This window comes from Pseudomonas sp. H2_A10, from assembly GCF_054680085.1.
In genome coordinates, this window is sequence record NZ_CP162821.1 from 2,889,707 (window position 1) to 2,902,663 (window position 12,957).

Consider the following 12,957-nt stretch of genomic DNA (forward strand, 5'->3'; position numbering starts at 1 on the left):
CTTTTGGAAAACAGCTGAAAAGTTCATATGTTTTAAGTTTCATAATGGATCGGTGTGTAAGCGTATTTGTTGTATTGCATCGGTGCGCAAAGAATGACTTGGCTGGCATGAGCGGGCTCGCGCTGCGCGGAATATCACAATCTGAAGTGGTGTGGTGTGCGAATGTATATCGGTGAATTGCATACTCGACGGTTTATTATTATGTGTGTCGATTGAAGTGCCATCCAAGTCGCTTGGCGCGTGGTGTTTAAAGCGGGGCATGATAAAAAAGTCGAGAGATTTTTTGATTTCCTTATATGAAGTGTCATTTTCTGGAACTCGATAGCGTCACAGTCCACGTAAGTATCGTCTGCAAAGCAACGCTGTTGTTTTCAGTCGATCAACTTTTTCTGGCCCGCTGTCGCGCCAGATGACACCGAACAAAGGAACGTGCTCATGTCTTTATCGATTGGTAATCGCCCTGTCGTCCAACTTGATACATCATCCAATGATCAAACCGCCGTCCCCCTCATGAAAACAGCCGCGCATCCGGCATCCACGGCTTCGCATAACAACGTCCATTGCGCGCCTTTGCGGCAGGATAATAGCTGGGCTCCGCGCAGTGAGGTAATGCGCGACGCATCGGTCTTTGCGAGGTTGTTCGATATGCTGGAACTGGTATTCAAAATAATCCGCGATATGTTTCCCGCCAGAACCGTAATGCCTGATGCACGCCAGGAACCGGTCGATTTACGAATAAAGCCGGATGTCAATGAGCCGCCGGTACAACCCGACCTGGGCAAATTGCCAAGCGTGACCCCAACGCCTGCACCTGCTGTCAATCCGAGCCCGGATGAGACTGACTCGGATCTGACCAGCCCGCCCCCGACTGATAAACGATTCAGTCCAAGGCACTGGCGATTCAATTCGCGCCGAACTTTATAACGCTGAGGTTAGCCCCGGCTTTTAAGTGTGGTTAATTAAGTGCATGCATTTCTCCCGGTTTAAAAGGTGTGGAGAAGTGCGTGCTTATGGAGGGATTTATGTCGTGCTGTTCAATTAAAAGTATGCAGCAGATGGTAAGGGTGGGTCGGTTGGTCGCCGTTGAGCCCGTGCGTGCGATTGATGAAGTAGCGCCAAAAATTATGCCTGCCGGTGAAGGGCGGTCTTCTCGCTTTTATGCTCGGCCACGCGCCCTCTCGCAAAGTAAATTCGGTGTAAGGCGAGCATCAGGATCGTTCAAGACATTGACCTCTCTGTTTGCTTCTTTTTTCACCCGGTTAATGAACGTGCTGGGCGGGAAGCAGAACAGGATAATCCCCGATACAAGAGTGTCGGTTATAACCCCGTCGCCAGCCAAAATCACCCCCAAAGTGTTACCCGCGCAGGTGGCACCCCTGCCCACTTCCGACGTGAATCTTCCGGCCTTGTCGAATAAGCGCAATGGCGCAAAGCCGAACAATATCTGGAGTGGGTTTCGCCAGGGCCCGGATGGTAACTGTGTGACGGTCTCGGCCATCAAAGCGGCGATGTATCGATTCGGTCAAAGCCCCACGGACATCTTCAAGGAAGTGCGCAAGACCGGCGACTTGTACCATATCGTCATGCGCGATGATTTTCGGCTCAATTTAACGGAGCGTGAATTGGCCGAAGGTGCGCGGGCGGCGAAATTCACCGGTTCAGATCAGGAAATGCTCAAGGATGCGCGGTTTCTGTTTGCCGCCAGCGCCAAGCGTGCCCAGATGGAGAATAACGACCGTACGGCCAGCAGCAGTTATCAGGCGGCGGTTCGTAGTTTGAACAACGGCGAAGACGAGACCGGGCCGGGCGAGGGGTTCCTGCGGCTGGGGTTGCGCAAGCACATGAAAAGAGTCTCCGTGCGCGAACTGGCGGCCGGGCAATTGGGCATGTGCAATCGCGCCGGGCACTCGGTAGCGGTGATCAACGGTCGCGAAGAACTCTGGGGGCGACGCGGCAGCTCTCCCACCCGAGGGCAAGCGGTGGCCCTTATTTGAGCGCTACTCCAATAACCGCCTGAAGCCCTCGATAGGCAATGGTCGGCTGTGTAAATACCCTTGGAACAAATGGCACCCCAGCTTTTGCAGAAACGCCAATTGTTCCAGGGTTTCCACGCCCTCGGCGATCACTTCCAGGTTCAGACTGCGGGCCATGGCCACAATGGCACGGATGATCTCGGCGTCGTTCGGGTCGTGAGTCGCATCGCGTACAAACGACTGGTCGATCTTCAACGCATCCACCGGCAGGCGCTTGAGGTAGGTCAGCGATGAGTAGCCGGTGCCGAAGTCATCCATCGCAAAGCTCACTCCGAGCTTTTTCAGGCGGCGCATTTTGCTGATCGTGTCGTCGAGGTTCTGGATCACGATGCCTTCGGTGATTTCCAATTTCAGCAGGCTGCAGGGCAGTGAGTGCTGCTTGAGGCTGTGCTCCACCTGTTCGACGAAGTCATTCTGGCGAAACTGCCGGGGGCTGATATTCACGCAGAGGCTGAAATTGAGTGGGTCCACCAGGCCTTGCGCAATCAACTGCTCAAAGGCGGCGCAGGCTTCATCGAGGATCCAGGTGCCCACTTCGAGGATCAGGCCGCTGTCTTCCAGCACCTTGATAAAGTCGGACGGCGACTGCGCACCCAACTGCGGGTGCTGCCAGCGCACCAACGCCTCCGCGCCGACGATTTTGTTGCCGCGCGCGTCTACCTGAGGCTGGTAATGCACACTGAATTCGCCGCGCGACAGGGCCAGGCGCAGGTCGGTTTCCATGCGCAAGCGCTCGCTGGCGGTCTTTTGCATGCTGTTGTGGAACATCTGCGTGGTGTTGCGCCCGGAGTCCTTGGCACGATAAAGGGCGATGTCAGCGCGTTTGAGCAGGTCGGCCGGGGTGGAGCCATGATCGGGAATCAATGCCACACCGATGCTCGGCGTGACCTGCAAGCGATGGCCATCGAGGAACATCGGCTCCGAAAGCAGTTCGCGCAGGGTATTGGCCAGGTCCTGCACTTGATGGGTGACTTCCACGCGTGAGCCGTCCAGGCCGCTGAGCAGCACCACAAACTCATCGCCGCCCAGGCGTGCCACGGTGTCTTCCATGCGTACGCTGGCTTCGAGGCGCGCGGTGACGATTTTCAGCACCGTGTCGCCCACCGGATGGCCGAGGGAATCGTTGATGTGCTTGAAGTGGTCGAGGTCGAGAAACAGCAGGGCTCCGCGTAAATTATGGCGCTTGAGCAAGGCGATCTGCTGGCTCAGGCGGTCCATCAGCAATGCGCGGTTGGGCAGGTTGGTCAGCGGGTCGTGATAGGCCAGGTGCCGGATCTGCGCCTGGGCGTTTTTCAACAGGCTCACGTCTCGCGCGGTCAGCAACAGGCACGCGGTTTCATTCAGGCTGATGGGCTCCACCGAGACTTCCACCGCCAGCAGTTCGCCACGTTTGTTGTGCCAGAGCATCTCCATGTGATGAATACGGCCTTTGATCTTCAGCTCGGCCAATAGCGCCGAACGCTGGTTCTCATCGGCCCAGATACCGATCTGGTACAGCGTCAGGCCAATCGCCTCTTCGGCGCGGTAGCCGGTCAGGCGGCAGAAGCCGTCGTTGACCTCCACATAACGGCCGGTATCGCGTTCGGTGATGGAAATTGCGTCGGGGCTGGAGTGGAAAGCCTTGGCGAATTTCTCTTCGCTGGCCTTGAGCGCCGCCTCCGAGCGTTGTTGCTGGGTGATATCGCGCAAGGTGGTGACGATGCAGGGTTGGTCGCCGACCTTGATCAAGCGGCTGGAAATCACACAGGTCAGGCTCTGGCCGCTTTTGTGGCGCACCACCACGGCCACGTTGCTCAATGCCTGTTCGCGAATGACGCGCTCGATACGCTCCAGGCGCTTGCTGGAGTCGTCCCACAAGCCTATTTGGTCTGCGCGCTGGTCGAGCACCTCGGCGGCGGTCCAGCCGAAGGTTTGGGTAAAAGCCGGGTTGATCTCGATAAAGGTCCCGGTTTCAAGGCGCGTGACGCAGATGGGGTCGGGGCTGGCCTGGAACAGGCTGGCGAATTTTTCTTCGGAGGCGATCAAGCGTTGTTCGCGTTCCACCTGGTCGGTGATGTCCAGCAAGGTGCCGGCCATGCGCAACGGCGCACGTTTCGCATCACGGTACAAGCGGGCGCGGCTTTCCAGGTAGCGCGAGGTGCCGTCTTCCATGGGGACGCGGTAGGTCAGTTGATAATTGCCGGCCGGGCCTTCACGCAGGGTGCGGTAGGCATTGCGCATGCTCTCGCGCTCTTCATTGGGCATGCCCTCGAAAAAGGCGTCGAAGGATTCATGGAACGGCTCGGGCGGCAAGCCGTGTAGCTGGGCGGCGCGCGCCGAGCCGTAGAGCATGCCGCTGGGGATGTGCCAGTCCCAGGTGCCCAGTTGCGCGGAGTCCAGGGCCAGGTCAAGGCGCTCCTGGCTGTCCTTGAGCGCCTGCTCGGAATTTTTGCGTTCGGTGGTGTCGAGGAAGGTGCTGATCAGATAGGCCTCGCCGTCCAGCTCGACCTTTTGCGCGCTAAGGGTGCCGTCGTGGATCTGTCCGTTGCTGGCGCAAAACTGCACCTCCATGGTGATCGGCTCGCCCTTGCGCTGAGTGGACTTGACCAACTGCGCGCGCTGCTCGGGATGGCGCCACAGGCCCAGGTCGAGGGTGGTGCGGCCGATCACATCGGCGACGGGCCAGCCGAAGAGCATCTCGAAATATTGGTTGGCTTCGCTGATCAGGCCGTCTGACTGGCGCGTGAGCAGCACCATGTTCGGGCACAGGTGAAACAGCGTGGCGAAGCGTTTTTCGGAGTGGCTGAGGGCGCTTTCCCGTTCGCGCTGATGGGTGATCTCACGGATCACGCCGATCATACGGCGCCGACCGCTTTTGTCCGGCAGCAAACTGCCATTGATTTCCAGCCAGTGAAAGCTGCCGTCCGGCCATTGGATGCGGTGGTGCATGGCCTGCTCGAACGGCTCGCCCGCCAATACCGCATGAAAAGCCCGTATCACCCGCGCGCGATCTTCGGCGGCCAGCAGGTCAAGGTAATCGAGGTCATTGGGCAGTGGTTGGCGCGGGTCAAAACCAAACAGTGCCTGGGTGCCCCGCGACCAGTTGATCCTGCCGGTGTCGATTTCCCAGCACCATGCGCCCAGCCGGGCAGCGTTGAGGGCGGCCAGCAGTTGCGGGGCACTCTCCCAGCTTTGCTCCGCCTCTTGGGGGTCCAGGGCGTAGATGCGCGGCAGGGGTGGCAGGGAATCGACGGGGTTGCGCATTATCAAAGGGCCTTGATCCGATGGGCAAACAGCGCGGTTCTACTCAGAACCTGAGGCCGCACGGCGTCATGCCGGTATCCCTGGCAAATCCACCTGTGCATCCAACAGGCTCATAAAAGCCCGCGCAGCGTTCGACAGCGTCCTTTCGGTGTGCACGATATAGCCTAGCTGGCGACTGAGCTGTATGCCCGGCAAAGCGATACTTGCCACCTGATCATCGAGCATGGTGCGCGGTAAAACGCTCCAGGCCAGGCCGATCGACACCATCATCTTGATCGTTTCCAGGTAGTTAGTGCTCATTGCGATATTCGGCGTCAGGCCCTGGGCTTCGAACAACCGGCTGACAATATGATGGGTAAAGGTGTTGCCGCCAGGGAAAACCGCCGGATGGCCGGCAATATCGGCCAGGCTGATAGCGCCGTTGCTGATCAGGCTGTGCTCCGGCGCGACTACAAAGTCCAGGGGGTCGTCCCATACCGGCGTGGCGCGCACCAGGTTGTGCGGTTCGGGCGCCAGGGTGATGACGGCCACTTCGGCGCGGCCGTGGAGGATTTCTTCGTAGGCCACTTCCGAATCGAGAAACTGAATATCCAGCGCCACGTTCGGGTATTCCCGGGTAAAGGTGCGCAGCACGGGTGGCAGGCGGTGCAGGCCGATATGGTGACTGGTGGCCAAAGTCAGGCGGCCACTGACTTCACCGGTGAGGTTGGTAAGGGCGCGGCGGGTGTCGTCCAGCACATTCAGAATCTGATAAGCGCGCGGCAGCAGGGCCCGCCCGGCTTCGGTCAAACCCACTTCACGGCCCAAACGATCGAACAGGCGCACCTTCAGTTGTTGCTCCAGGCCGGCGATGCGCTTGCTGATGGCCGGTTGGGTCAGGTGCAGGCGTTCGCCCGCGCCGGAGAAGCTGCCGGTCTCGGCGATGGCAATAAAGGCATTCAGGTTGGCCAGGTCCATGGTGCTATTCCAGTTGGTAATCCAAAGCATAAAAAATATGAATTTGAGTTATTTAATGTAGCGCCATACCATCAGCCTCACAAGCCAAAGGGTTATTGAAAAGCCCGGCGCATGAAATACCGCTGATGAGGACCGACTGATGGCCGGCAAAACGCTTTACGACAAGCTTTGGGATTCCCATGAAGTGAAACGGCGCGATGATGGGTCGTCGCTGATCTACATCGACCGTCACATCATCCATGAAGTGACCTCGCCCCAAGCGTTCGAAGGCCTGCGACTGGCAGGGCGCAAGCCTTGGCGTGTCGACTCGATCATCGCCACCCCGGACCACAACGTACCGACCACCCCGGAGCGCAAGGGCGGCATCGAAGCGATTGCCGACCAGGTATCGCGTCTGCAGGTACAGACCCTGGATGACTACTGCGACGAATATGGCATCACCGAATTCAAGATGAATGACGTGCGTCAAGGCATCGTCCACGTCATCGGCCCGGAGCAGGGCGCCACGTTGCCGGGCATGACCGTGGTTTGCGGCGACTCGCACACCTCCACCCACGGGGCCTTTGGCGCCTTGGCCCATGGCATCGGTACGTCCGAAGTGGAGCATGTGTTCGCCACCCAGTGCCTGGTCGCCAAAAAGATGAAGAACATGCTGGTGCGTGTCGAAGGCACCTTGCCGTTCGGCGTCACCGCCAAGGACATCGTGCTCGCCGTGATCGGCAAGATCGGCACCGCCGGCGGTAATGGCCACGCCATTGAATTCGCCGGCAGTGCGATCCGCGACCTGTCCATCGAAGGCCGCATGACCATTTGCAACATGTCCATCGAAGCCGGTGCCCGTGTGGGCATGGTGGCGGCGGATGAGAAGACCGTTGAATACGTCAAAGGTCGTCCGTTCGCACCGCAAGGCGCCGATTGGGACGCTGCGGTCGAAGCCTGGAAAGACCTGGTGTCGGACGCCGACGCGGTGTTCGACACCGTGGTTGAGCTCGACGCCGCGCAGATCAAGCCGCAAGTCAGCTGGGGCACTTCGCCGGAAATGGTCTTGGCCGTTGACCAGAACGTGCCGGACCCGGCCAAAGAGGCCGACCTGGTCAAGCGCGGTTCCATCGAGCGCGCCTTGAAATACATGGGGTTGAAAGCCAACCAGGCGATCACCGACATCCAGTTGGACCGCGTATTCATCGGCTCCTGCACCAACTCGCGGATCGAAGACCTGCGCGCTGCGGCGGTGATCGCCAAGGGCCGCAAGGTCGCCTCGACCATCAAGCAAGCCATCGTGGTGCCGGGCTCGGGCCTGGTCAAAGCGCAAGCCGAAGCCGAAGGCCTGGACAAAATCTTCCTGGAAGCCGGTTTTGAGTGGCGCGAGCCGGGCTGTTCGATGTGCCTGGCGATGAACCCGGACCGGCTGGAGTCGGGCGAGCATTGCGCGTCCACCTCCAACCGTAACTTCGAAGGGCGTCAGGGCGCCGGCGGGCGTACCCACCTGGTCAGCCCGGCCATGGCCGCCGCGGCTGCCGTCAACGGTCGTTTCATCGACGTTCGCGAATTGATCTGAGGAATACCCGATGAGAGCTTTTACCCAACACACAGGTCTTGTCGTGCCGTTGGACCGTGCCAACGTGGACACCGACCAGATCATCCCCAAGCAGTTCTTGAAGTCGATCAAGCGCACCGGTTTCGGCCCTAACCTGTTCGACGAATGGCGCTACCTGGATGTGGGCTACGCCTATCAGGACAACTCCAAGCGCCCGTTGAACAAGGACTTTGTGCTCAACGCCGAGCGTTACCAGGGTGCCAGTGTATTGCTGGCCCGGGAAAACTTCGGTTGCGGCTCCAGCCGTGAACACGCGCCGTGGGCCCTGGAAGAATATGGCTTTCGCAGCATCATCGCGCCGAGCTACGCCGACATTTTCTTCAATAACAGCTTCAAGAACGGCCTGTTGCCGATCATCTTGACCGACGCAGAAGTCGACGAACTGTTCAAGCAGGTGGAAGCCGATGTGGGCTACCAATTGACCGTCGACCTGGCCGCGCAAACCGTGACCCGTCCGGATGGCAAGGTGTATCACTTTGAAGTGGACGCCTTCCGCAAACACTGCCTGATCAACGGCCTGGATGATATTGGCCTGACCTTGCAGGACGGCGAGGCGATTGCCGCGTTTGAAGCCAAACACCGGGCTAGCCAGCCTTGGTTGTTTCGCGACGCCTGATTTGCTGTAGGCAGGACTGCCGCCATCGGGAGCAAGTCGAATCGTCGCACCGCCCCTCCCACATTTTGATCTGTGAATGCAGTCAAAGGTGGGAGGGGGCTTGCCCCCGATAGGGCCAGTGTTAACAACACACCACCCAAGGAAAGCCACCATGACCACCACCGCCCATACCCAAGTCGTGCAAAAACAATTCGGCGAACAGGCTGCGGCCTACCTGAGCAGTGCCGTGCACGCCCAAGGCACCGAGTTCGCGCTGCTGCAGGCCGAGCTGGCCGGGCAGGGCGGTGCACGGCTACTGGATCTGGGCTGCGGCGCCGGGCATGTCAGCTTCCACGTGGCGCCGTTGGTTAAAGACGTGGTGGCCTATGACCTGTCCCAGCAGATGCTCGATGTAGTGGCTGGCGCTGCGCAAGATCGCGGCTTCACCAACATCAGCACCGTACAGGGCGCCGCCGAACGCCTGCCATTTGCCGATGGTGAGTTTGACTTCGTGTTCAGCCGCTACTCGGCTCACCACTGGAGCGACCTTGGCCTGGCCCTGCGCGAAGTGCGCCGCGTGCTCAAGCCGGGCGGTGTGGCGGCGTTTGTCGACGTCTTGTCACCGGGCAGCCCGCTGTTGGACACTTACCTGCAAACCGTCGAAGTGCTGCGCGACACCAGCCACGTGCGCGATTACTCCGCCGCCGAGTGGATGCGCCAGCTCAGCGAAGCCGGTTTGCATGTACGCAACAGCAGTCGCCAGCGCCTGCGCCTGGAATACACCTCCTGGGTCGAACGCATGCGCACGCCCCAAGCCTTGCGCGTCGCGATCCTGCAGTTGCAGCAGGCGATGGGCCAGGAAGTACGCGATTACTATGAGATTCAAGCCGACGGCACCTTCAGCACCGACGTGCTGGTGGTCTTCGCTGAACGCTGATTGATTTTTCCCGACCTGCCCACGGGCGGGTTGCTTGATGAAATGAGGAACGCATGAGCAAGCAGATTCTGATTCTCCCTGGCGACGGTATTGGTCCGGAAATCATGGCCGAAGCGGTCAAGGTGCTGGAACTCGCCAACAGCAAGTACAGCCTGGGTTTCGAGCTGAGCCACGACGTGATCGGCGGCGCAGCCATCGACAAGCACGGCGTGCCCCTGGCCGACGAAACCTTGGACCGCGCCCGCGCCGCCGACGCCGTACTGCTCGGCGCCGTGGGTGGCCCGAAGTGGGACAAGATCGAACGTGATATCCGCCCTGAGCGCGGCCTGCTGAAAATCCGCGCGCAACTGGGCCTGTTCGGCAACCTGCGCCCCGCGATCCTCTACCCGCAACTGGCCGATGCGTCGAGCCTCAAGCCGGAAGTAGTGGCGGGCCTGGATATCCTGATCGTGCGTGAGCTGACCGGCGGTATCTACTTCGGCTCGCCACGCGGCGTGCGTGAGTTGGAAAATGGCGAACGCCAGGCCTACGACACCCTGCCGTACAGCGAGAGCGAAATCCGCCGTATCGCCCGTGTCGGTTTCGACATGGCTCGCGTGCGCGGCAAAAAGGTTTGCTCGGTCGACAAGGCCAACGTCCTGGCTTCCAGCCAGCTGTGGCGCGAAATCGTTGAAGAAGTCGCCAAGGACTACCCGGACGTCGAGCTGAGCCACATGTACGTCGACAACGCCGCCATGCAACTGGTGCGCGCGCCGAAGCAGTTCGACGTGATCGTCACCGACAACCTGTTCGGCGACATCCTGTCCGACCAGGCCTCCATGCTCACCGGTTCCATCGGCATGCTGCCGTCGGCGTCGCTGGATACCAACAACAAGGGCATGTACGAGCCTTGCCACGGTTCGGCGCCGGACATCGCGGGCCAGGGCATCGCCAACCCGCTGGCGACGATTTTGTCGGTCTCTATGATGTTGCGTTACAGCTTCAACCTGTCCGATGCGGCGGACGCCATCGAGAAGGCTGTAAGCCTGGTGCTGGACCAAGGCCTGCGCACCGGCGACATCTGGTCGCAGGGTTGCACCAAAGTCGGAACGCAAGAAATGGGCGACGCAGTAGTCGCCGCGCTGCGGAATCTGTAATCTCTCGGGCCCGCTGGCAGTTATTGCCGCCAGGCGGCCCACTTTTTAACAAGGTGTAGTTGCGATGAAACGTGTAGGTCTGATCGGTTGGCGCGGTATGGTCGGTTCCGTGCTCATGCAGCGGATGCTGGAAGAGCAGGATTTCGATCTTATTGAGCCGGTGTTTTTCACCACATCGAACGTGGGTGGCCAAGGGCCGTCCGTGGGCAAGGATATTGCCCCGCTCAAGGACGCCTACAGCATTGACGAGCTCAAAACCCTCGACGTGATCCTGACCTGCCAGGGCGGCGACTACACCAGCGAAGTCTTCCCCAAGCTGCGCGAAGCCGGCTGGCAGGGTTATTGGATCGACGCCGCGTCGAGCCTGCGCATGCAGGACGATGCGGTGATCATCCTCGACCCGGTCAACCGCAAGGTCATCGACCAGCAACTGGACGCCGGCACCAAGAACTACGTGGGCGGCAACTGCACCGTCAGCCTGATGCTGATGGGCCTGGGTGGTCTGTTCGAGGCTGGCCTGGTGGAGTGGATGAGCGCCATGACCTATCAGGCGGCGTCCGGCGCCGGCGCGCAGAACATGCGCGAACTGATCAAGCAGATGGGCGCGACCCACGCCGCTGTCGCCGATCAACTGGCCGACCCGGCCAGCGCGATCCTCGACATTGATCGCCGCGTGGCCGAAGCCATGCGCAGCGATGCCTACCCGACCGAGAACTTCGGTGTGCCATTGGCCGGTAGCCTGATCCCGTGGATCGACAAGGAACTGCCCAACGGCCAGAGCCGTGAAGAGTGGAAGGCCCAGGCCGAGACCAACAAGATCCTCGGTCGCTTCAAGAGCCCGATCCCGGTTGACGGCATTTGCGTGCGTATCGGCGCCATGCGTTGCCACAGCCAGGCGCTGACCATCAAGTTGAACAAAGATGTGCCGATCGCCGATATCGAAGGGCTGATCAGCCAGCACAACCCATGGGTCAAGCTGGTGCCGAACAACCGCGATATCAGCATGCAGGAGTTGAGCCCGACCAAGGTCACCGGCACTCTGAATGTACCGGTGGGCCGCCTGCGCAAGCTGAATATGGGCAGCCAGTTCCTCGGCGCGTTCACCGTGGGCGACCAGCTGCTGTGGGGCGCGGCTGAACCGCTGCGCCGTATGCTGCGGATTTTGCTGGAGCGTTGATTGCTTGTAGGCTGTTTAAAAACCCCGCGCTCTGGTGACAGGCGCGGGGTTTTTTAATGGGCTTTCGGGCCTCATCGGGAGCAAGCCCCCTCGCACACTGCGCAGAACAAAATGTGGGAGGGGCTTGCTCCCGATGAGGCCATCAGCCACACCACAACCCCCAGGCTAATTGCCTCACCCCCTGCCACCCGGTAAAGTGCCGCTCCCCCGCAATGCCCGAGGCAGCCCCCATGACCCAGACCTTTGAAATTGCCGTAATCGGCGCCACCGGCACCGTTGGCGAAACCCTGGTGCAGATTCTCGAAGAGCTGAATTTCCCGGTGGGCACCTTGTACTTGCTGGCGGGCAGTAACTCCGCCGGTGCATCGGTCCCGTTTCGTGGCAAGAACGTGCGGGTCAAGGAAGTCGACGAGTTCGACTTCAGCAAGGCGCAACTGGCGTTTTTCGCCGCTGGCCCTGCGGTAACCCTGAGCTTTGCACCGCGCGCCACGGCGGCAGGGTGTGCGGTGATCGATTTGTCGGGTGCCTTGCCCGTCGACCAAGCGCCCCAGGTGGTGCCCGAAGCCAATGCACACGTTCTGGGCAGCCTGAAAAAACCCTTCCAGCTTGGCAGCCCGAGCCCGTCCGCCACCAACCTGGCCGTGGTGCTGGCGCCGTTGCGCGCGGTGCTGGATATCCAGCGCGTCAGCGTTACCGCCAACCTGGCGGTGTCGGCCCAAGGCCGTGAGGCGGTCAGTGAGTTGGCCCGTCAGACGGCGGAACTGCTGAACGTACGCCCGCTGGAGCCGAAGTTCTTTGATCGGCAGATGGCCTTCAACCTGCTGGCACAAGTCGGCACGCCAGATGCTCAAGGTCATACCGCCCTGGAGAAGCGTCTCGTACACGAACTTCGTGCAGTGCTGGAATTACCTTTGCTAAAGATTTCCGCAACTTGCGTTCAAGCCCCGGTGTTTTTTGGCGATAGCCTGACTGTGTCGTTGCAGTTGGGCGCGCCGGTCGACCTGGCGGCGGTCAACCGCGTGCTCGGCACCGCACCAGGCATAGAGCTGGTAGAGGAGGGGGATTACCCCACTGCCGTGGGCGATGCCGTGGGGCAGGATGTGGTCTATGTGGGCCGCGTTCGCACCGGCGTGGATGACCCTGCGGAACTAAATTTGTGGTTGACGTCAGATAACGTACGTAAAGGCGCAGCCCTTAACGCGGTGCAACTGGCGCAGTTGTTGATAAAAGGCCTTGTGTAAAAGATACTTGGCGGCAATTTGTAGATTGATTCTAACCAGGC

The 12,957-nt window shown here is 60.1% G+C and carries 10 protein-coding genes; 8 read left to right on the forward strand and 2 right to left on the reverse strand.

Translation table 11 applies throughout. The annotated features are described in order from the left end of the window. Positions 1-435 precede the first annotated feature (435 nt). Both AB4O23_RS13440 and AB4O23_RS13445 read left to right on the forward strand, forming a co-directional pair. Positions 436-924, forward strand: coding sequence for a hypothetical protein (locus tag AB4O23_RS13440; protein ID WP_137219793.1), 489 nt, complete (start codon positions 436-438; stop codon positions 922-924). A 98-nt stretch (positions 925-1,022) separates the two neighbouring features. Then, positions 1,023-1,994 (forward strand): hypothetical protein, encoded by a 972-nt coding sequence (locus AB4O23_RS13445; RefSeq protein WP_223494558.1) that lies wholly within the window; start codon positions 1,023-1,025, stop codon positions 1,992-1,994. Positions 1,995-1,997: 3 nt separating this feature from the next. Here AB4O23_RS13445 and AB4O23_RS13450 read toward each other — a convergent pair whose 3' ends face one another. Both AB4O23_RS13450 and AB4O23_RS13455 read right to left on the reverse strand, forming a co-directional pair. Continuing rightward, a complete protein-coding gene (locus AB4O23_RS13450; protein ID WP_460063541.1) occupies positions 1,998-5,276 on the reverse strand; it encodes an EAL domain-containing protein in 3,279 nt (1,092 codons plus the stop codon). 66 nt (positions 5,277-5,342) lie between these two features. After that, positions 5,343-6,233 carry a LysR family transcriptional regulator gene (locus AB4O23_RS13455; RefSeq protein ID WP_017530194.1) on the reverse strand — a complete coding sequence of 297 codons (891 nt, stop codon included), beginning with the start codon at positions 6,231-6,233 and terminating at the stop codon, positions 5,343-5,345. 139 nt (positions 6,234-6,372) lie between these two features. Between AB4O23_RS13455 and leuC the strand changes: the two genes are divergently transcribed. From leuC to AB4O23_RS13485, 6 genes are all read left to right on the forward strand, one after another. Continuing rightward, positions 6,373-7,791, forward strand: coding sequence for a 3-isopropylmalate dehydratase large subunit (gene leuC, locus AB4O23_RS13460; protein ID WP_046068941.1), 1,419 nt, complete (start codon positions 6,373-6,375; stop codon positions 7,789-7,791). A 10-nt stretch (positions 7,792-7,801) separates the two neighbouring features. After that, positions 7,802-8,446, forward strand: a complete 645-nt coding sequence (leuD, locus tag AB4O23_RS13465; RefSeq protein ID WP_460063544.1) for a 3-isopropylmalate dehydratase small subunit — start codon at positions 7,802-7,804, stop codon at positions 8,444-8,446. 151 nt (positions 8,447-8,597) lie between these two features. Then, positions 8,598-9,362: a class I SAM-dependent methyltransferase gene (locus AB4O23_RS13470; protein WP_017530191.1), complete on the forward strand. Its 765-nt coding sequence runs from the start codon at positions 8,598-8,600 to the stop codon at positions 9,360-9,362. 53 nt (positions 9,363-9,415) lie between these two features. Beyond that, the gene (gene leuB, locus AB4O23_RS13475; protein WP_017530190.1) at positions 9,416-10,498 is read left to right on the forward strand and encodes a 3-isopropylmalate dehydrogenase; all 1,083 of its coding nucleotides are present in this window, start codon (positions 9,416-9,418) and stop codon (positions 10,496-10,498) included. 64 nt (positions 10,499-10,562) lie between these two features. After that, positions 10,563-11,675 (forward strand): aspartate-semialdehyde dehydrogenase, encoded by a 1,113-nt coding sequence (gene asd, locus AB4O23_RS13480; protein WP_017530189.1) that lies wholly within the window; start codon positions 10,563-10,565, stop codon positions 11,673-11,675. Positions 11,676-11,905: 230 nt separating this feature from the next. Then, positions 11,906-12,916 (forward strand): aspartate-semialdehyde dehydrogenase, encoded by a 1,011-nt coding sequence (locus AB4O23_RS13485; RefSeq protein WP_017530188.1) that lies wholly within the window; start codon positions 11,906-11,908, stop codon positions 12,914-12,916. Positions 12,917-12,957: the final 41 nt, after the last annotated feature.

What these genes read in the sequence shown, in the direction of transcription:
- AB4O23_RS13485 (WP_017530188.1), top strand. Translation starts at nt 11,906, where the DNA reads ATGACCCAGACCTTTGAAATTGCCGTAATCGGCGCCACCGGCACCGTT.
- AB4O23_RS13470 (WP_017530191.1), top strand. Translation starts at nt 8,598, where the DNA reads ATGACCACCACCGCCCATACCCAAGTCGTGCAAAAACAATTCGGCGAA.
- leuD (WP_460063544.1), top strand. Translation starts at nt 7,802, where the DNA reads ATGAGAGCTTTTACCCAACACACAGGTCTTGTCGTGCCGTTGGACCGT.
- AB4O23_RS13455 (WP_017530194.1), bottom strand. Translation starts at nt 6,233, where the DNA reads ATGGACCTGGCCAACCTGAATGCCTTTATTGCCATCGCCGAGACCGGC.
- leuB (WP_017530190.1), top strand. Translation starts at nt 9,416, where the DNA reads ATGAGCAAGCAGATTCTGATTCTCCCTGGCGACGGTATTGGTCCGGAA.
- asd (WP_017530189.1), top strand. Translation starts at nt 10,563, where the DNA reads ATGAAACGTGTAGGTCTGATCGGTTGGCGCGGTATGGTCGGTTCCGTG.
- AB4O23_RS13445 (WP_223494558.1), top strand. Translation starts at nt 1,023, where the DNA reads ATGTCGTGCTGTTCAATTAAAAGTATGCAGCAGATGGTAAGGGTGGGT.
- leuC (WP_046068941.1), top strand. Translation starts at nt 6,373, where the DNA reads ATGGCCGGCAAAACGCTTTACGACAAGCTTTGGGATTCCCATGAAGTG.
- AB4O23_RS13450 (WP_460063541.1), bottom strand. Translation starts at nt 5,276, where the DNA reads ATGCGCAACCCCGTCGATTCCCTGCCACCCCTGCCGCGCATCTACGCC.
- AB4O23_RS13440 (WP_137219793.1), top strand. Translation starts at nt 436, where the DNA reads ATGTCTTTATCGATTGGTAATCGCCCTGTCGTCCAACTTGATACATCA.